General features: G+C 74.0%; 17 protein-coding genes and 3 tRNA genes. 9 read left to right on the top strand and 11 right to left on the bottom strand.

Going from position 1 to position 17,261, the window contains the following annotated elements; translation table 11 throughout:
- The first annotated feature begins 121 nt into the window (after positions 1 to 121).
- Positions 122 to 946, top strand: a complete 825-nt coding sequence (nadE, locus tag ACH9EU_RS00415; RefSeq protein WP_396411950.1) for an ammonia-dependent NAD(+) synthetase — start codon at positions 122 to 124, stop codon at positions 944 to 946.
- Positions 947 to 1,009: 63 nt separating this feature from the next.
- Here the strand turns inward: nadE and ACH9EU_RS00410 are convergent, their stop codons facing one another.
- Complete coding sequence (locus ACH9EU_RS00410; protein WP_396411949.1) at positions 1,010 to 2,281, bottom strand: CAP domain-containing protein; 1,272 nt, start codon at positions 2,279 to 2,281, stop codon at positions 1,010 to 1,012.
- A gap of 190 nt (positions 2,282 to 2,471) precedes the next feature.
- On the opposite strand from ACH9EU_RS00410, the gene ACH9EU_RS00405 reads away from it, so the two are divergent.
- The 5 genes from ACH9EU_RS00405 (at position 2,472) to ACH9EU_RS00385 (ending at position 6,418) form a co-directional block, all read left to right on the top strand.
- Complete coding sequence (locus tag ACH9EU_RS00405; protein WP_396411948.1) at positions 2,472 to 3,278, top strand: exodeoxyribonuclease III; 807 nt, start codon at positions 2,472 to 2,474, stop codon at positions 3,276 to 3,278.
- 10 nt (positions 3,279 to 3,288) lie between these two features.
- On the top strand, positions 3,289 to 4,161 hold the full coding sequence (locus ACH9EU_RS00400; protein ID WP_396411947.1) for a hypothetical protein: 873 nt from the start codon (positions 3,289 to 3,291) through the stop codon (positions 4,159 to 4,161).
- Between the two features lie 254 nt (positions 4,162 to 4,415).
- A complete protein-coding gene (locus ACH9EU_RS00395) occupies positions 4,416 to 5,039 on the top strand; it encodes a carboxymuconolactone decarboxylase family protein (RefSeq protein ID WP_396411946.1) in 624 nt (207 codons plus the stop codon).
- Entirely contained in the window at positions 5,036 to 6,046 is a 1,011-nt protein-coding gene (locus ACH9EU_RS00390; RefSeq protein WP_396411945.1) for a pirin family protein, read from the top strand. Before ACH9EU_RS00395 ends, ACH9EU_RS00390 begins: the two co-directional genes overlap by 4 nt.
- A gap of 30 nt (positions 6,047 to 6,076) precedes the next feature.
- Positions 6,077 to 6,418 (top strand): N-acetyltransferase, encoded by a 342-nt coding sequence (locus ACH9EU_RS00385; protein ID WP_396411944.1) that lies wholly within the window; start codon positions 6,077 to 6,079, stop codon positions 6,416 to 6,418.
- A 58-nt stretch (positions 6,419 to 6,476) separates the two neighbouring features.
- Here ACH9EU_RS00385 and ACH9EU_RS00380 read toward each other — a convergent pair whose 3' ends face one another.
- A complete protein-coding gene (locus ACH9EU_RS00380; RefSeq protein WP_396411943.1) occupies positions 6,477 to 7,535 on the bottom strand; it encodes a Gfo/Idh/MocA family oxidoreductase in 1,059 nt (352 codons plus the stop codon).
- A 136-nt stretch (positions 7,536 to 7,671) separates the two neighbouring features.
- On the opposite strand from ACH9EU_RS00380, the gene ACH9EU_RS00375 reads away from it, so the two are divergent.
- A complete protein-coding gene (locus ACH9EU_RS00375) occupies positions 7,672 to 7,896 on the top strand; it encodes a hypothetical protein (protein ID WP_396411942.1) in 225 nt (74 codons plus the stop codon).
- Positions 7,897 to 8,031: 135 nt separating this feature from the next.
- Here ACH9EU_RS00375 and ACH9EU_RS00370 read toward each other — a convergent pair whose 3' ends face one another.
- From ACH9EU_RS00370 to ACH9EU_RS00355, 4 genes are all read right to left on the bottom strand, one after another.
- Entirely contained in the window at positions 8,032 to 8,529 is a 498-nt protein-coding gene (locus tag ACH9EU_RS00370; RefSeq protein WP_396411941.1) for a hypothetical protein, read from the bottom strand.
- A 94-nt stretch (positions 8,530 to 8,623) separates the two neighbouring features.
- Positions 8,624 to 8,696 (bottom strand) — tRNA-Phe (locus ACH9EU_RS00365).
- 64 nt (positions 8,697 to 8,760) lie between these two features.
- Positions 8,761 to 8,834: transfer RNA gene (locus ACH9EU_RS00360), tRNA-Asp, on the bottom strand.
- A gap of 78 nt (positions 8,835 to 8,912) precedes the next feature.
- A tRNA-Glu gene (locus ACH9EU_RS00355) sits at positions 8,913 to 8,985 on the bottom strand.
- A 136-nt stretch (positions 8,986 to 9,121) separates the two neighbouring features.
- On the opposite strand from ACH9EU_RS00355, the gene ACH9EU_RS00350 reads away from it, so the two are divergent.
- On the top strand, positions 9,122 to 9,475 hold the full coding sequence (locus tag ACH9EU_RS00350) for a metallopeptidase family protein (protein WP_396411940.1): 354 nt from the start codon (positions 9,122 to 9,124) through the stop codon (positions 9,473 to 9,475).
- Between the two features lie 9 nt (positions 9,476 to 9,484).
- Here ACH9EU_RS00350 and ACH9EU_RS00345 read toward each other — a convergent pair whose 3' ends face one another.
- Positions 9,485 to 10,558 (bottom strand): universal stress protein, encoded by a 1,074-nt coding sequence (locus ACH9EU_RS00345; protein ID WP_396411939.1) that lies wholly within the window; start codon positions 10,556 to 10,558, stop codon positions 9,485 to 9,487.
- Positions 10,559 to 10,725: 167 nt separating this feature from the next.
- Here ACH9EU_RS00345 and ACH9EU_RS00340 point away from each other — a divergent pair, with 167 nt between their 5' ends.
- Complete coding sequence (locus ACH9EU_RS00340) at positions 10,726 to 12,087, top strand: D-arabinono-1,4-lactone oxidase (protein ID WP_396411938.1); 1,362 nt, start codon at positions 10,726 to 10,728, stop codon at positions 12,085 to 12,087.
- 599 nt (positions 12,088 to 12,686) lie between these two features.
- Here ACH9EU_RS00340 and ACH9EU_RS00335 read toward each other — a convergent pair.
- From ACH9EU_RS00335 to ACH9EU_RS00320, 4 genes are read right to left on the bottom strand one after another with little or no spacing between them, the layout of a single operon-like run.
- Positions 12,687 to 14,156: an FAD-dependent oxidoreductase gene (locus tag ACH9EU_RS00335; protein ID WP_396411937.1), complete on the bottom strand. Its 1,470-nt coding sequence runs from the start codon at positions 14,154 to 14,156 to the stop codon at positions 12,687 to 12,689.
- Between the two features lie 54 nt (positions 14,157 to 14,210).
- Entirely contained in the window at positions 14,211 to 15,272 is a 1,062-nt protein-coding gene (locus ACH9EU_RS00330; RefSeq protein WP_396411936.1) for an ABC transporter permease subunit, read from the bottom strand.
- On the bottom strand, positions 15,262 to 16,026 hold the full coding sequence (locus ACH9EU_RS00325) for an ATP-binding cassette domain-containing protein (RefSeq protein ID WP_396411935.1): 765 nt from the start codon (positions 16,024 to 16,026) through the stop codon (positions 15,262 to 15,264). Before ACH9EU_RS00325 ends, ACH9EU_RS00330 begins: the two co-directional genes overlap by 11 nt.
- Positions 16,023 to 17,261: an ABC transporter substrate-binding protein gene (locus tag ACH9EU_RS00320; RefSeq protein ID WP_396411934.1), complete on the bottom strand. Its 1,239-nt coding sequence runs from the start codon at positions 17,259 to 17,261 to the stop codon at positions 16,023 to 16,025. The genes ACH9EU_RS00325 and ACH9EU_RS00320 overlap by 4 nt, the downstream gene beginning before the upstream one ends.

The raw sequence follows: 17,261 nt of genomic DNA, 5'->3' as shown, positions 1-17,261 counted from the left end.
GGGCCCGCCGGTGGGGCGGCGGGGGGTCTCGGCGGCGGTGCGGGGACATGGCCCGCATCCTACAAGGACGGCACGGCCGGGTTCTTGCCGCGGCGCACCGCCCCAGCACTAGCATGAGGGCATGCGGACACTGCAGGCAGCAATCATCGACGAGATGGGCGTCAAGCCCGAGATCGACGCGCAGCAGGAGATCGAGGCGCGCGTCCGGTTCCTCTGCGACTACGTCCGGGCCAGCCGCACCAGGGGCTTCGTGCTGGGCATCAGCGGCGGCCTGGACTCCACGCTGGCCGGCCGGCTCGCCCAGCTGGCGGCGGAGAGGCTTCGCGCCGAGGGCGAGGAGGCGGAGTTCGTCGGCGTGCGACTGCCCCACCGCAAGCAGCACGACGAGGAGGACGCCCAGGCGGCCCTGCGCTTCGTCGCCGCCGACCGCACGATCACCTACGACATCGCCCCGGCCGTCGACGGCTTCGAGCACGGCTTCGAGGGCGCCACGGACCGGGAGATCTCCGACTTCAACAAGGGCAACATCAAGGCCCGCATGCGCATGATCGCCCAGTACGCGATCGCCGGCGAGCACAACTGCCTGGTGATCGGCACCGACCACGGCGCCGAGTCCGTGACCGGATTCTTCACCAAGTACGGCGACGGCGGGGCCGACATCCTCCCGTTGTTCGGGCTGAACAAGCGGCAGAACCGCCGGCTCCTGCAGGCCCTCGGCGCCGAGGAGCGGCTGTGGGCCAAGGCGCCCACCGCCGACCTGCTCGACGACAACCCCGGCCAGACCGACGAGGCGGAGCTGGGCATGTCCTACGACGACATCGACGACTACCTCGAGGGCCGGGAGATCGACGACGCCGTGGCCGAGCGGCTCGAGGCGCAGTACCTGAGGACCCGGCACAAGCGCACGGTCCCCGTCACGATCTTCGACGACTGGTGGCGTTCCTGAGCCCGTGACACCCGCCGCGGCGGCGGGGACCGCTCCCGGCGCGGCCCACGCCGCCGTTCCGGCTCAGCGGGTGACCCAGGTCCGCCCGGCGGACCAGTGGACGGTGTAGCCGTTCGAGAAGCGCTGGCGCACCTCGGCGCCGTGGGGGTACTCGTCCGTCACGGGGAAGCCGTAGCCGCGCTCGTGGCCGGCGGCCTTCCACGCCCGGCCGATCGCCCCGTACTCCTTGACGGCGCGGGATCCGGCTCCGGGGCTCCAGAGCACCTTGGTGCCACGACCCTGGCGCGTGAAGACCTGGTAGGCCCCGCCGGAGATGCCGCGCTCGTCGGTTGAGGGCAGACCGAAGTTGTGCTCGCGCCCGGCCGCGATCCACTTCCGGCCGATGGACGCGGTGTTGTGGATGACGTTCGCCCCGTGGCTCGGGGACCAGTAGATCGTCGACCGGCGTCCGTCGGCGCGCCGGAACTCCTGGTAGACCCCGCCCTCGGCCAGGCCGCCTCGCTCGGCCATGATCGGGGCCCCCACGCCCGTGGTCCCGCCGAGCTGGGCCCACTTGTTCCCGATGGCGCCGCGGACGCCGTAGGCGGGCACGGCGGAGCCGGGAACGGCCCCCTCGACCGGCTTCGCGTAGGTCCCCGGCACGGTCTGCCCGGCCGGGTAGGCGTAGTAGTAGAGGGTCACGTAGGTCTGCCAGCCGGGGCCCGCCGGTCCCGAGGTGGCGACGTGGCTGACGCCGATCCCGAGGTGGGTCAGGTCCCGGGCGAACTGGTCCGTGCCGTTGCGGGGGTAGAAGTCCAGGAGGTAGTGGGTGAGGGCCTCGACGGCGTCGGCCCCCGCGAAGGCGCCCGTGAACTGCCCCCGGCCGTAGTACTGGTCCATCCGGATCCCCCCGGCGGGCGCGCCCGCCCAGGGGTCCGGGTTGGACATCTCCTTGCCGGCCGCGGCCATGGCGTCGGCCCACCGCTGGGCGTTGCGCGAGAGCTCGGTGTTGTACGCGAGCGGCGCCCGCTTCGCCTGGCTCCGGTGGTCGTTGACGATCCTGAAGGCCTCGGCCACGTGCGCCACGGTGGTCGGGTGGGTGGCGGCGGCCGCACCCACCGGGCCGCCGACGGCGTCCTCGGCCCCGGGATCCGTGTGCTCGTCCGGCGCGACCTCCGGGACCGGCTCCTCCTCCGGCACCGGGGCGGACGCGGCGCCCCCGTGCAGGTGGCCGTCCGCCGCCGGGGCTTCGGCGCCGGCCGACTCTCCCGGGTGCATGGCGTGTGCCGCGGGCAGCCCGCCCAGGAGAAGGGCCGCTGCGGTGGACACGGTGAGGACGGTCCGGATGAGGTTCATGGGGGGGATCTCCTGCCGGGGCGTGGCTGCGCGGGGGACGGGCCAGAAGGAAATTAGCATGTGCAATCAGCCGGGGCGAGGGGCGGGCCCCAAGGCGCCGGTGGCCTGGGGCGGCGCCCGACACACGACGTCACCGGGCGCATCCGGACCCCGGCACTGCCCGCCCCGGGCAGCCGGTAACGTGGGGAGCATGAGGATCGCCACCTGGAACGTGAATTCCGTCCGCGCCCGCGCCGACCGGGTCGAGGCGTGGCTGCAGCGCTCGGACGTGGACGTCCTGGCCATGCAGGAGACCAAGACGAAGGACGAGACGTTCCCCTGGGAGCTCTTCGAGTTCATGGGCTACGACGTCGCCCACTTCGGGCTCAGCCAGTGGAACGGCGTGGCGATCGCCTCCCGGGTCGGCCTCGAGGACGTCCGGCGCACGTTCCCGGACCAGCCCGCCTTCGGCAAGCCCGGCCAGGATCCGGTCCAGGAGGCCCGTGCGATCGGCGCGACGTGCGCCGGGGTGCGCGTCTGGTCGCTGTACGTGCCCAACGGCCGCGCGCTCGACGACCCGCACATGCCCTACAAGCTCGAGTGGCTGCGCGTGCTGAAGGACCACGCCAAGCAGTGGGTGGACGAGGACCCGGCCGCGCAGGTGGCGCTCGTGGGAGACTGGAACGTGGCGCCGCAGGACGAGGACGTGTGGGACATGCAGTTCTTCCTCGACAACGGCCTGACCCACGTCAGCGAGCCCGAGCGCGCCGCCTTCCGGGCCTTCCTCGACGAGGCCGGCTACCGGGACGTGGTCCGTCCCCGCCACCCGGGCCCGGGCGTCTACACCTACTGGGACTACAAGAGCCTGCGGTTCCCGAAGAAGGAAGGCATGCGCATCGACTTCCAGCTCTACTCCCCCGCCCTGGCCGAGCGCGTCACGGACGCCGTGATCGACCGCGAGGAGCGCAAGGGCAAGGGCGCCTCGGACCACGCACCCGTCGTCGTCGAGATCGCCTGAGCCGGCCCGCATGGCGCAGTTGCTGCAGGTGGGCCGGACCTTCCGCTCGGCCACCGGGGTCCCGCACCAGTTCGCCCTCCGGGTCTACGTGCCCGCCGAGGAGCTCGACACCGTGTACGCGCCCCTGGTCCCCCGTGCCCTCTCCCCGGAGGAGGCGGGGGTCAACGAGCTGACCGAGCAGCTGGCCCGGCTGGCCGCACCGGGCCAGGACCCCCTGCCCCCGGCCGTGGAGCCGCTGTGGACGCTCCCCTTCTCCGCGGCGCCGCGGGGCAGGGACATGCTGGCCGCGGGTGTCGGGGACTTCCCGGTCTACCACCCGCCGCAGCGGCTGCGTCGCTCCCTGCGGCTCGTGGCGCTCGCCGAGGAGGAGGGCGGCCAGCCCCTGCCGACCCTGATCATCCCGGAGGATGCGGTCCGTGCGGCGGGCCGGCGGATCTCCAAGGAGCACTTCGTCCCCGTGCACGCGCGCGAGTCGGCGTTCACGGTGCCCATGGCGTGGTTCGCGCTGTTCTCGGAGCAGGACCACACCGAGAGCTTCCACCACGGCAACCGCGTCCACCGGTGCGCCGTCCCGGTCGACGTCGGGACCCGGCGGATCGTGCGGGCGGCGCAGGTGGTCGAGGACGCCGGCGGCGAGGACCTCGAGGATCTCGCCGAGGACCTCACCCACCTGGGACGCTGGCTCGGCGCGTTCTCGGCCAACTCGCTCGTGGTCCTGCACTACGGGTCCGTCGCGGACCGTTTCCAGCCGGACGAGAGCCCGCGGGACCTCCAGGACGCCGTGGAGCTGCTGGCGGCGCAGGACGCCAACGGCGCGGCGGTGGCGTTCCGCCGGCTGATGCACCGCTGGCTGCCGCTGGCGCACCTCGAGAGCGCGAACTGACCCGGCCCCGGAGGTTCCCCCCGGGGCCCGGGACGCCGCGCAGGGCGTGACGGCGTGCCCCCTCCGGGGCCGGGACGAGCTCTCGGGGCGACCCTGCGGCCGGCCGAGGGCCCTCCGCGCCCGGTCCGGCCCCACCTGTCGTTGACACGGCAAGTACGCGGGTGTTCCCTGGTGTTCGGAGCCGCGACGCCCCGAGCGGGCGGACACGCCCTCCCGGTGGCCGGTACCGGCGCCGACGACGACGAGGAGGACGCATGACCGTCCGCGGGAAGTTCTTCCTGGACAAGTCCGATCCGGGCAGCTGGCGGGCTCTCAACAAGCTCTCCCGCAGGGTCGCCTCGGCCGCGCAGGAGGCAGGGATCTCCCGGGCCGTGGTGGAACTCCTCAACGTGCGGGTCTCCCAGCTCAACGGGTGCGCCTACTGCCTCGAGCTGCACACCCGCTACGCCGTGGACGCCGGGGTGGGGCCGCAGAAGCTGTCCGTGCTGCCCGTGTGGCGCGAGACCGCGCTGTTCTCCGAGCTCGAGCGCGCGGCGCTGGCCATCGGGGAGGCCACCACGAGCCTGCCCGAGGAGACGACCCGCGTCCGGGAGCTCACGGACGCCCGCGAGCACCTGGACGACGCCCAGTACTCCGCGCTGCAGTGGGCCGCGGTCACGATCAACGCCTTCAACCGGATCTCGATCCTCTCCCGCCACCCGATCCGTCCACGCCGGGCGCCGGACGAGCGGACGGAGGACCCGGCGACCGAGGTCCCGACGACCGAGGTCCCGACGACGGAAGTCCCGGCGACCGGCAGCCCGCCGCCGGAGGCCCCGGCGACCGGCAGCCCGACAGCGGGGGCCCCGGCCCCCTCGACCGCAGGAGGACGGGCATGACGAACCTGGACGCGCACCCGCAGGAGATCCTGTGCACCGAGGCCCTGGGCGCCGGGGCCGAGCTCCTCGCCCCGCGCGACGTGCCGCTGGGCGGTCCTCGGGCGATGACCGTGCGCCGGACGCTGCCCCAGCGCCGGCGCAGCCTCATCGGCTCCTGGTGCTTCGTGGACCACTACGGCCCCGACCCCGTCTCCGAGTCCGGGGGCATGACGGTGGCCCGCCACCCGCACACGGGACTGGCCACCGTGAGCCTGCTCTTCACCGGCGGGATCGCCCACCGGGACTCCGCCGGCCACGACGCGATCGTGCGGCCGGGAGAGGTCAACCTCATGGTCGCCGGCCGAGGGATCTCCCACCAGGAGTTCTCCACCCCGGACACCACCGTGCTGCACGGGGTCCAGCTGTGGTACGCCCTGCCCGAGGCGACCCGTCACCTGCCACCGGGGTTCCAGCACCACGCCCCGCAGCCCGTCGCCGGCGAGGGCAGTGCGCTGCGGGTCTTCATCGGGTCGCTGGCCGGATCCACGTCGCCGGTCGAGACCCACACCCCGCCGCTGCTTGCGGCCCAGGTCGACCTGGAGGCCGGCGCCCGGCTGGAGCTGGATCTGGACGAGGGGTTCGAGCACGGGGTCCTGCTCGACGCCGGGGAGCTCACCGTGGACGGCGCCCCGGTGCCGGTGGACCACCTCGGCTACCTGCCCACGGGCCGGCGGTCCGTGGTGCTCGAGGCCGGACCGGCTCCGGCACGGGCCCTGCTCATCGGCGGGGAGCCGTTCGGCGAGCAGATCGTCATGTGGTGGAACTTCGTGGGCCGCAGCCACGACGAGGTCGTGGCCTACCGGGCGGCGTGGCAGGCCGAGATCGGCGCCGAGCCGGCCCCGGCACCGGCCGGGGACGCCTATCCGGACGGCGCCCCGTTCCCGCGCTTCGGCCCCTATCCCGAGGGTCAGCCCGCGCCGCTGCCGGCGCCGGCCCTGCCCACCGTCCAGCTGCGCCCTCGCGGCTGATCCCGACCGCCACCGACCCAGGAGCACGCCGTGCCGACCGATCCCGCCATCACCGTCCGGAACAATCCCGACCACGGGCGCTACGAGCTCCTGGACGGGGACGCCGTGATCGGCGCGACCTACTGGATCCCCTACGACGCGGCCGGCAGAGCCCAGCGGATCTTCTACCACACGACCGTCGACGACGCCTACGGCGGGCAGGGACTGGCCTCCAGGCTCGCCCGGGAGGCCCTGGACGACACGCTCGCCGCGGGTCTGGAGTTCGTGCCGGTGTGCCCCTACATCAAGAAGTGGCTGGGCAAGCACCCCGCGTACCCGGCCGCAGCCGTGCGGCCCGAGCACCTGGCCGTCGTCCCCGAGCTCCCCAAGTAGGAGCCGCGGGGGCCCGGGACCCCGCGGACGGCGGGCCGGGTCGGCAGGACGCAGCCGCTCACGGGGCCGGCTCCACGGGCCCGCCGGTGCGGCAGGACTCGACGCAGGCCAGGGCGATCCGCAGCGCCTGGCGCGCGTCGGCCACGCCGGGACCCTCCACCGGCCCGCCGCGGGCGGCGTCGGCGAAGACCTGAAGCTCCGCCGAGTACGCCCCGCGCATCGACCGGGTCTCGTGGCGGACCGTGTCGGCGGTGAGGCCCTCGGGACCGTAGCAGCGCATGCTCGACGCCTCGAGCCGCCCCACGGTGACCATGCCGCCGGTCCCGAAGACCTCCGCCCGGGTGTCGTAGCCGTAGGCGGCCGAGCAACCGGCCTCGGCCGTGGCGATCGCCCCGTTGTCGAAGCGGACGGTGACGACGGCGGTGTCCAGCAGCCCGGCGTCCTCGACGTCCGGGGCGACGTGCGAGGCCACCGCGTGCACCTGGACGGCCCGCGCCCCGGGGTTCAGGAAGTTCAGGATGTCGAAGTCGTGGATCAGCGTGTCCAGGAAGATCGTCCACGGCGCCACGGCCGTCGGGTCGGCCGGACCCGGGTCCCGCGTGACGGACCGCAGCAGCCGCGGCCGCCCGATCCGCCCGGACCCGACGGCCCGCCGCGCCTCGGGGAAGCCGTCGGCGAAGCGGCGGTCGAAGCCGACCTGGAAGACGACACCGTGGGCCTGCACGGCCTCTTGGACGCGGTCGATCTCCCCCATCGTCAGGCCTGCCGGCTTCTCGCAGAAGACGGCCTTCCCCGCGGCCGCGGCCTGCTCGACCAGGCCCGCGTGGAAGGGGGCCTGGGCGGTGATCACGATGGCCTCCACCTGGTCGTCGGCCACCACCCGGCCCGGGTCGGTGTACGCCGCGGGCACGCCCAGCTCCTCCGCCAGCCGCGCCGCGACCTCCGCCGCAGGGTCGGCGACGGCGACGAGCCGGACGCCGGGGACGAGCAGCTCGGCGTGGCTGGACCCGATGCGGCCGGCGCCGATCTGCCCGATGTTCAGGGGACGTGGTCCGGGCACGGAGCTCTCCTTCGGGTGGGCGCGACGGGTCGTCGCGGATCCGGTGGTCGAGATCATGCCGGACGCTAGTACCGATCGGCCGGGGTGTCCACGGCACCGTCCGCGCCGACCGCCGCGTTCCGCGCCACCCGCCGTCGTAGGCCATGATGGAGGGCCCGGCGGGACCGCCGGACGGGACCGAGGAGGATCAGCCATGACGACGTCGAGCACCCCCGCCGGGGACGGACGGTCCGCGGTGGTCTGGAGCGAGCTGCGCCCCGGCGACCAGGTGGAGGCCCTGCAGGAGGGGATCGTCCTGCACCGCGGGAGCGTGGAGGAGACCCTCCCCCACCTGGGCGTCGTGTGGATCCGCGAGGTCGGGACCGGTGCGCGGAAGATCCTCAGCGCCGGCGACGACATCGATCTGCGCCGCTGCTGATCCGGCCGCCGAGCGCGCGGGCCGCATCCCGTTCGCCGGCCCGGACGGTCCGGGGCGGGCCCGCCGCGTGTCCGGCGGCGGCCGCGGGGAGACACCGCCCGGCGCACCGTGCCCGGCGGTGGGACCGGGCCCCGGTCACTGCGCGGGGACGGGCTCCGCGGGGGTGGGCTCGGAACAGTGCCACCGGATCCAGTCCTGGACCGGGACCAGGGTGCGCTGGAGGTCGGCGAGCTCGGCCGGCTGCACCGAGCCGCCCGCGGACCGCAGGGCGGCCACCGCGTCCTCGAACGCGGGGCGCAGCTCCCCGGGCATCCCGTCGACGAGCTGCTGGACCGACACGGCGGTCTGCTCGGGGTGGTACCGGGGGTCCGCCTCGTCGGTGGACAGCGGGACGAGGGTGAGCGCGGTGTAGGCGGTCGCCACCTCGAAGCACGTGCGCGGCCCCGGGGCGGGCCCGGGCGAGACCGTGGTCGGCGCGGGCTCGGGGGTCATCGACTCCAGGACGAGTCCCGGCGGCTCCTGGTCGGTGCCGCACGCGGTGAGCGCGAGCAGGAGCAGGGCGGCCAGTGCCGGCACTGCTCCGCGCGGGCTCGGTCGACGGGGACGGCGGATCACGGGGTCCAGCGTAGGCACGCAACCTCGGCGCAGGCTGGCAGGAGACCGCGTCCTCGCCGGTCCGGGCACGAAAAAACCGCCGGCCCCTGGGTGGGACCGGCGGTTTCCGCGGTGGCTCCGACCGGCGTCGATCCGGTGACCTTACGATTTTCAGTCGTACGCTCTACCAACTGAGCTACAGAGCCCCGGCACATCCGGTGGGGATATGCCGCGACGGCGCAACATCTTCCGATGTGAACGCCGCCCGAGCGACCCTGACGGGACTTGAACCCGCGACCTCCGCCGTGACAGGGCGGCACGCTAACCAACTGCGCTACAGGGCCTTGCTGTTTCCAACGAGGATTGATCTTACCAGCATTCCTCGGCGGTTGTGCAAATCGGTGGGACCCCCACCCCTCGCGTACCCCCAACGGGATTCGAACCCGTGCCGCCGCCGTGAAAGGGCGGTGTCCTAGGCCGCTAGACGATGGGGGCCAGGACGCCCGCGTCGACGGCCACGACCTCGGCGACCGCGACACGGGAGAAACCGTGACCAGCTTAGAGGTTCGCCGGGAATCTGCACAATTCCGGCGGCGGGACGGGGCCGGGGCCCGTGCGGTAGGAATGGAGGGTGATCGAGATGACGCCCGAGGAGTTCGACGCCGCCGTCGACGACGCCGTCGACCTCATCCCGGACGACCTCTTCCGGGCGATGGACAACGTGGTGATCCTCGTCGAGGACGAGCCCCCGGAGCACTCCCCCGACCTGCTCGGCCTCTACGAGGGCGTGCCCCTCACCGCCCGGGACGGAGGCTGGGGGGCGGGCTCCCTGCCGGACCGGATCCTCGTCTTCCGCGGGCCGCTGCAGCGCATGTGCCGTGCCCGGGACGAGCTCGTGGAGGAGATCACCGTGACCGTGATCCACGAGGTGGCCCACCACTTCGGGATCGACGACGACCGGCTGCACGAGCTGGGCTGGGCCTGACCCGGCCGCTCAGGCGTCCCAGGGGTGGAAGTCGTCCAGGTCGAAGTTCTTCCGGGTCTCGATCCGCTCGTCGTAGCGGTCCGGGACCACCAGCACCGGACCGGCCGCGTTGTGCAGCACCCCCTGGGAGGTGGAGCCGAGCAGCATGCCGGCGAACCCGCCGCGTCCCCGGGTGCCGAGCACCACGAGGCGGTTCCGGCGGGTCTGCTCCACGAGAGCCTGGACCGGGGCGCCGTCCGCGAGTTCCGCGTCGATCTCCAGGTCGGGGAACCAGCTCTTGAGCCAGGCGACACCGCCGCGCAGGGCCCGCGCGACGTCGTCGTGCATCACCTCGAAGTCCACCGCCGTGGGCATCCAGGCGAGCGCCCCGCTCACCGGCGGGAGGGCGCACACGACGCTCAGCGGCACGCCGAGCAGGCGGGCCTCCTCCGCGGCGTAGAGCATGGCCGCCCGCGCCTGGTTGGAGCCGTCCGAGCCGACGACCACCCGGTCCACGACGGCGTGGGTGCTCCTGACGTCCTCGGCGCGCAGGTGCTCGCGCGACCACGGCAGCGGCACGACCCCGGTGGGGCAGCGGGAGTGGGCGGGTACCGCCGTCGAGACGGTGCCGAGCAGCCGGCCGAGCAGCCCGCCGCGGCCCCTCGAGCCGAGGACCAGCAGCTCCGCCGTCCGGCTCAGTTCCAGCAGGGCCCCCGAGGGGTCCCCGGTCTCCACCGTGGCCCGCAGCTCGACGCCGACGTCCCGCACCTGGTCCGCGGCGTGGTCCAGCAGCTCCTGGACGCCCCGGGTGAGCGCGGCCTCGTCGACGGTGGCGTACCCGGTGTCGAAGCCCGACCCGGAGAACACGGGCAGGCTGTACGCGGTGACCAGGCGCAGCGGACGGTCGCGGCGGCGGGCCTCACGGGCCGCCCAGCGCAGGGCGCCGAGGCTCTGCTCCGACCCGTCGATGCCCACGACGATCTCTCCGGTGGCGTCCAGGGACCGCTGCGCCTCGCTGCCGGGCAGCAGGCGGTGGCGCATCGCCTCCTCCCCCAGGCTGGGGTCGTGCCGGTCGTCCCGGTCCGGGGACGGGTGGTCGGTCATGGTCCTGCCTCCTGTGCGCGGGTCGGTCGGCGCGGCTCCGTTCCGGCCGCGGACGTCGCCTCCGATGGTACGCGCGGACCGGCGCGGCACGGGGTCCGCACCCGCGCCGGGAGTGAGAAGATGGGACGGCACCGCGCACCCCGCCTCGAGGAAGGACGGTCCCGGACATGAACGAGGCCTCGTCGCCCGACACGCTGCCCGGGGAGACCACCGCGCAGGAGTGGACCACGTGGGGCCGGACGCACTCCGTGACCCCGCGGCACGTCCTGCGCCCCTCCTCCGTCCCGGAGCTCGCCGAGGGCGTCGCCGCCGCCGCGCGCCGCGGCCTGGGCGTGCGCGCGGTCGGCGCGGGATGCAGCTTCTCGGCCCTGCCGCTGGCACCGGACGTCCTGGTGGACCTCCGAGACCTCTCCGGGGTGCCCGACGTGGACGTGGAGGGGCAACGGGTCACCGTCCTGGCGGGAACCAGCATCCGGGAGCTGAACGAGGAGCTCGACGCGGTCGGCCTGGCCGCCACGAACCTCCCCGACAGCGACTGGCAGACGATCGGCGGCGCGATCGCGACCGGCACCCACGGCACCGGGCTGGGTTTCGGCTCGCTCTCCGCCCAGGTCGAGGCGCTGACCCTGGTCACGGCCCGAGGCGAGCTCCTCGAGTGCTCGGAGCAGGAGCGCCCCGAGCTGTTCCAGGCCGCGCGCACGGGCCTCGGCGCCCTCGGTGTGGTCGCGAGCGTGACCCTGGCCTGCGAGCCCTCCTTCCGGCTGCACGCCGCGGAGATCCGGGAGCCCCTCGGCCAGCTCGTGGACACCCTGGGGAGCCGGATGGCCGGGGCCGACCACTTCGAGTTCTTCTGGATGCCCGGAACCCCCAGCGCGCAGACGCGGATCCTCACCCGGCTGCACAAGCTTCCCGAGTCCTACACCCGCCCGGGCTCGCCCGTGGCCCGCACCGTGCGCCGGCTCGACGACGCCCTGCTGCGCAACACCCTCACCGCCGGGCTCAACCAGCTGGCCACCGTGCTGCCCCGCTCGACCCCCGGCCTCAACCGGTTCGACGCGCTGACCAACAGCCCACGGCAGTACAGCGACCTCTCGTTCCGGGTGTTCACCGTGCCACGCCGGGTGCGGTTCGTCTCCACGGAGTACGCGGTGCCCGTCGAGGAGCTCGCCACCGCGTTCCGGGCGCTGCAGACGCTCATCGAGCGCCGCGGCTACGCCTTCTCGCTGCCCGTGGACGTGCGCTGCTCCCCCGCCGAGGACCCCTGGCTCTCCCCCGCCCACGGCCGGGAGACCGGCTGGATCGCCCTGCGGCAGTACTGGCGGCGCTACGACCCGAAGGTCTTCGCCGCCGCGGAACAGGTCTTCCTCGCCCACGGCGGCCGGCCCCACTGGGGCTGTGTCCACACGCAGGACGCCGAGTACCTGCACTCGGTGTACCCGCGGTTCCAGGACTTCCTCGACGTGCGGGCGCAGGTGGATCCCGACGGCGTCTTCCTCAACGACCACGTGCGGCGCCTGCTGGCCCTCTGACCGCGAGGGGTCCCCTTCAGACCTCCGGCACGACGATTCCCCTTCAGACGGGCCACCTCGGCGGTGGGAAGCCGCAGGTCCGGACCCTTCGGCGGCACGAGGTGCGCGCTCGACGCTGGTCGGCCGGGGTCAGCGGTGTCGGAGGACCGGCACAGCGGTGGTAGCCGGGTCGAGGGCCGGGCAGGTGTGCGGGACGTCGCCGGGACAGCCGATGCAGTCGCCGGGCCCCGGCTCCACCATGGCCGCCCCGGGCGAACTCGACGACCGTGGCGTGCGGGCCGCCTTCATCCCGGCCCCCACCCGAGGCTTCGGCCGGTGGACACCCCGCCCGCCCAGGCTCGTCCTCCGTCGGCGACCCCGCGCCTGGATGCCGCCGAGGCCGCGAGAGGTGCGTGCACAGAGACCCGTTCAGATTCTGTGGCATCTCGACGTGCCGCGAGGGGTCGCGTCCTGAGCCGCACCGACCCCGAGGGGGCCCGTCCGAACGCGATGCACGACGCATTCGGCTCGGACGGGCCCCCTCGGCGGTGGGAAGACGCGGATCACGGCCCCTCGGCGGCGGGCGGCGAACCGCGTTCGGCGCCGGGCCGGGTCCCCCTTCAGACCGGCGAGGAGACCGGCTCGGCCACGCCCTCGCGGGAGACGCTGACCATCTCCTCGCGCTCGACCACCTTGACCCGCTCGCGCGGGTTGCCCTCGACGTCGTGGGAGGACTGTCCGAGTCCCTGCTCGTACTCGTCGAGGGCCAGCCACCCCTGCCACGTCGTGTACTCGACGCCGCGGGCCTCGAGCACCTCGTTGACGGACTCGGGCTCGGGGCGCGTGGCGCCCGGCAGCACCGGACGGTCCTCGAGCAGGTGGGTCACGGTCTCGAGGGCGTCGGACTTCGTGGCGCCGATCAGCCCGACCGGACCGCGCTTGATCCACCCGGTCGCGTAGAGCCCGTGCAGGACGGTGCCGTCCTCGGTCAGGACGCGGCCCTCCACGTTCGGGATCACGCCGCGGCCGTCGTCGAACGGCAGCTCGGGCAGGCGGGAGCCGAGGTAGCCCACCGCGTGGTAGACGGCCTGGACCGGGTGGTCGACGAGCTCGCCGGTCCCCGACACGGAGCCGTCGCCGTTGAGCCGGGTGCGCTCCATGCGCAGGCCCGTGACCTTGCCGTTCTCGCCGAGCACCTCGCGGGGGCTCTGCAGGAAGTGCAGGTGCAGGCGGCGGGAGGCGGTCTTCGGCGAGTCGTCGGCGCGCCACTTCTCGAGCGTCTTGACCATGACCTTGATCTGGTTGTTCTCGGCGATGGCCTGCTCGGAGCCCTCGTCGTACCGGAAGTCCTCGTCGTAGACGACGATGTCGACGTCGCGCGACTTGGCGAGCTCGCGCAGCTCCAGCGGCGTGAACTTCACCTGGGCGGGGCCGCGGCGGCCGAAGATGTGCACGTCGGTGACCGGGGAGGCCTTCAGGCCCTGGTAGACGTTGCCGGGGATCTCGGTGACGAGCATGTCGTCGGCGTGCTTGGACAGCACGCGGGCGACGTCGAGGGCCACGTTGCCGTTGCCGATGACGGCGACCTCCTTGGCCTCCAGCGGCCAGGTCCGCGGGAAGTCCGGGTGGCCGTCGTACCAGGCGACGAACTCGGCGGCGCCGTGGACGCCCTCGAGGTCGTTGCCGGGGATGTTCAGCGGTGCGTCGTAGACGGCACCGGTCGCGAAGATCACGGCGTCGTAGTGGGCGCCGAAGTCGGCCAGCGTGAGGTCGCGGCCGAACTCCACGTTGCCGAAGAAGCGGATGTCGCCGCGGCCGAGGATGGAGCGCAGCGCGGTGATGATGCCCTTGATCCGCGGGTGGTCGGGGGCCACGCCGTAGCGGATCAGCCCGAAGGGGGTCGGGTAGCGGTCGAACAGGTCGATGCTGACCTCGAGCTCCCCGCTCTTGACGGGCTCGGACTTGGTGAGCATGTCCGCGGCGTAGATGCCGGCCGGGCCGGCGCCGATCACGGCGACGCGCAGGGGGCGGGTGGTGGTGTCAGCCACTGGGTTCCTTTCGATTGCGCGCACGGTGTGCACCGCGCGCATCGTAGACCGGGTCCAATTTTAGTGAATCTGTCGCAGAGTCCGCTGTGTGCCGGGTCACGACCGGTGGCCCAGCAGGCCCCGCCCGCGCAGCAGACGGCGCTCCACGGGGTTGAAGAACAGCAGCTCCACGAGGATGCCGACGGCGAGGATCGCGAGCACCGCGACCATCACCACGGCCATGTCCGACACGGTCCGGCCCTGTGCGAGCAGGGAGCCGAGACCGAAGCCGATGGAGCCGCCGATCGCGATGAGCTCGGCGCCCATGAGCGAGCGCCACGAGAACGCCCAGCCCTGCTTGAGCCCCGCCACGTAGCCGGGCAGCGCGGCCGGCAGCACGATCCTGCTCGCCATCGTCCAGCCGGAGGCCCCGAGCACGTGGCCGGCACGGCGCAGCTGGGGCGGGATCTGGTCCACCCCCGCGAGCATGCCGTTGACGATCGAGGGGACGGCTCCCATGAGCACCACGAAGTACACCGTGGCGTCGGAGAGCCCGAACCAGATGATCGCCGCGGGCACCCACGCGACGGAGGGCAGCACCTGCAGCCCGGAGATGAGCGGTCCGACGGCGTTGCGCAGCCCCTGCCACTGGGCCACGAGCAGGCCCAGCGGGGTGGCCACGGCCACCGCGATGAGGAACCCGCTGATCCCGCGCCACAGGCTCGTGCCGAGGGCACCGAGCACCGTGCCGTCGGAGAGCAGCACCACCGTCTCGCGGGCGACGTCGAGCGGCCCCGGCACCACGTCCGGGCGGGGTCCCACGACGGCGACCAGCAGCTGCCACAGCAGCAGCGCGAACAGCAGGGCCACGACCGGCGGCGCCACCTTGGTGCGCAGCACGTCGGCCACGGGGGTCCGGCGGGTGCGCTCGGTCTGCAGCGCGTCCAGGCCGGCGAGCTCGTCGCCCGCCGCGGCCGGAGCGGCGGCCCGGGCCGGCGCGGGGTCCGGCGCAGCGTCCGGGCCCCGGTGTGCGGCGGACCGGGGATCGCCCGCGGGAGCCGCCCCGGGTGCCGGCGCCGAGGGAACGCCCGAGGCAACGGGCGCCTCCGCGGGGTCGACGGCCGGGCGGGTGCCGAGCACGGCCGGCGGCACCCGCAGGGCTGCGGTGTCATCGCGCATGGCGGCTGATCTCCTCCCGGAGTCGTCCGGTGATGGTGCGGGTGAGCTCGCCGAGGGTCTCGTCGAGCGACTGGGCGTTTCCCTCGAAGCCGTAGGCGTCCGGGTCCTTCCAGGGGCGGGTGTCCCACTCCTGGACGATCCGCCCGGGCCGGGAGGACATCAGCAGCACCCGCTGGCCGAGGCGCACGGCCTCGCCCACGTTGTGGGTGATGAACACGATCGTGCGGCCAGTGGCCCGCCAGATGCGCAGGAGCTCGTCGTGCAGGAGGTCCCGCGTGATGGCGTCCAGGGCCGAGAACGGCTCGTCCATGAGCAGGACCTCCCGCTCCTGGGCGAGCGCCCGGGCCAGGGCCACGCGCTGGCGCATGCCGCCGGAGAGCTCGTGCGGGCGCTTGTCCCCCGCGTGCTCGAGCCGCACGAGCCGCAGCAGTTCCTGAGCGCGCTCCGTGCGCCGGCCCCGGGGCACGCCGCGCAGTTCGAGCGCCAGTTCCACGTTGCGGCGCGCGCTCAGCCACGGGAACAGCGCGGCGTCCTGGAACATCAGGGCGGCGCCCTCGGCCGGAACGGTCACGGACCCGCCGCTGGGCCGCTCCAGGCCCGCCACGATGTTGAGCAGCGTGGACTTCCCGCAGCCGGACGCGCCGAGCAGGGCCACGAACTGTCCCCTCTCCACGGTCAGGTCCACGTCCTCGAGGACGGGGCCGTCCGCCGCGTCGAAGCTCTTGCTGAGGCTCTCGAGCCGGATCGCCGTCACGGTCGTGCCCCCTCGTCCCCGGCCGGGGCCGGGTCCTGGGCGGGAGCCGGTGCCTGGGCGGGAGCCGGGTCCTGGGCGGGAGCCGGTGCCTGGGCGGGAGCCGGGTCCTGGGCGGTCGCGCGCACGCGGTCCAACAGCCGGGTGTCCACGAGCCCCTCGAGGGAGGCGTCCTGCGTGGTCCCGGCGGCGACGGCGTCCGCGAGCAGCGTGGGGTACGTCCGGAGCAGCGGGTCCACGGTCCACTCGAGCGCGCCGAGCGCGCCCACGAGCGAGCTCTGCGGCAGGGGCTCCGTGCCGGCCTGCTCGAGCGCGGCGTTGAGGGTCCCCGCCGTCGTCACGGGGTCGTCCTCGTGGGCGTGGAGCCAGTCCACCGAGCGCTGCAGGCCGCGGACCAGCTTCTCCACGGTCTGCGGGTGCTGGGCGAGGTAGTCCCGGCGCACCACGAGGACCGTGGTCGGGTACCGGCCGTCCTGCCACAGCTCCCGCTCGTCCACGAGCACCCTGGCGCCCTCCTCCTGCACGGCCCGGGTGGCCCAGGGCTGCGGCAGCCAGCCGCCGTCGATCTGGCCCTGGCGCAGCATCTGCAGGGTCTGGCCGTTGGGCATGGGGGTGATGGCGACGGCACGGTCGCCGTCCCCGTCCGCATCCCAGCCGTGCTCGGCGAGCCACGTCCGCAGGGCCACGTCCTGGGTGCCCCCGAACTCGGGGGTCGCGAAGGAGCGGCCCGCGAGGTCGTCCGCGCCGGCCACGTCGCTCGAGACCACGAATTGGGCGCCGCCGGAGGCCGCACCCGCCACGATCGCCAGGGACTGCCCGTCGGACTGCACGTAGGAGTTGATCGCGGGGTTCGGGCCGACGAACGCGGCGTCCAGCGTCCCCGCGTTCATGGCCTCGATCGCGGTGGGCCCGCTGCCGAAGACCTGCGGGGACAGCTCGGTGCCGCCCAGCTCCTGGGCGAGGATCCCCTCGTGCACCCCGACGAGGGCCGGGGCGTGGGTGAGGTTGCCGAAGTAGCCCAGGCGCAGCTGCCCGGCGTCGGAGGTCTCGACCGCCGCGGCCTCCCACGCCGAGAACGTCCCGTTGACGCGCAGGGCGGTCGCCGTCGCCGTCAGGGCGGCGAGGAGCAGGAGGGCCGCCAGCACCAGCGGCCAGCCCGCCCGGCGACGGCCCGTGGCGGGGCGCCCGCCCTCGCCGGCCGTCACCGTGGTGAGGGCCGGCGGCTGCTGCCGCCCCAC

Source organism: Kocuria rhizosphaerae, assembly GCF_044462265.1.
GTDB lineage: Bacteria > Actinomycetota > Actinomycetes > Actinomycetales > Micrococcaceae > Kocuria > Kocuria rhizosphaerae.
Note: the sequence above shows the minus strand (reverse complement) of the source record. Positions and strands in the feature narration are given on the sequence as shown.

What these genes read in the sequence shown, in the direction of transcription:
- ACH9EU_RS00380 (WP_396411943.1), bottom strand. Translation starts at nt 7,535, where the DNA reads ATGATCTCGACCACCGGATCCGCGACGACCCGTCGCGCCCACCCGAAG.
- ACH9EU_RS00335 (WP_396411937.1), bottom strand. Translation starts at nt 14,156, where the DNA reads ATGCGCGCGGTGCACACCGTGCGCGCAATCGAAAGGAACCCAGTGGCT.
- ACH9EU_RS00345 (WP_396411939.1), bottom strand. Translation starts at nt 10,558, where the DNA reads ATGACCGACCACCCGTCCCCGGACCGGGACGACCGGCACGACCCCAGC.
- ACH9EU_RS00395 (WP_396411946.1), top strand. Translation starts at nt 4,416, where the DNA reads ATGACCGTCCGCGGGAAGTTCTTCCTGGACAAGTCCGATCCGGGCAGC.
- ACH9EU_RS00375 (WP_396411942.1), top strand. Translation starts at nt 7,672, where the DNA reads ATGACGACGTCGAGCACCCCCGCCGGGGACGGACGGTCCGCGGTGGTC.
- ACH9EU_RS00400 (WP_396411947.1), top strand. Translation starts at nt 3,289, where the DNA reads ATGGCGCAGTTGCTGCAGGTGGGCCGGACCTTCCGCTCGGCCACCGGG.
- ACH9EU_RS00410 (WP_396411949.1), bottom strand. Translation starts at nt 2,281, where the DNA reads ATGAACCTCATCCGGACCGTCCTCACCGTGTCCACCGCAGCGGCCCTT.
- ACH9EU_RS00390 (WP_396411945.1), top strand. Translation starts at nt 5,036, where the DNA reads ATGACGAACCTGGACGCGCACCCGCAGGAGATCCTGTGCACCGAGGCC.
- ACH9EU_RS00405 (WP_396411948.1), top strand. Translation starts at nt 2,472, where the DNA reads ATGAGGATCGCCACCTGGAACGTGAATTCCGTCCGCGCCCGCGCCGAC.
- nadE (WP_396411950.1), top strand. Translation starts at nt 122, where the DNA reads ATGCGGACACTGCAGGCAGCAATCATCGACGAGATGGGCGTCAAGCCC.
- ACH9EU_RS00340 (WP_396411938.1), top strand. Translation starts at nt 10,726, where the DNA reads ATGAACGAGGCCTCGTCGCCCGACACGCTGCCCGGGGAGACCACCGCG.
- ACH9EU_RS00330 (WP_396411936.1), bottom strand. Translation starts at nt 15,272, where the DNA reads ATGCGCGATGACACCGCAGCCCTGCGGGTGCCGCCGGCCGTGCTCGGC.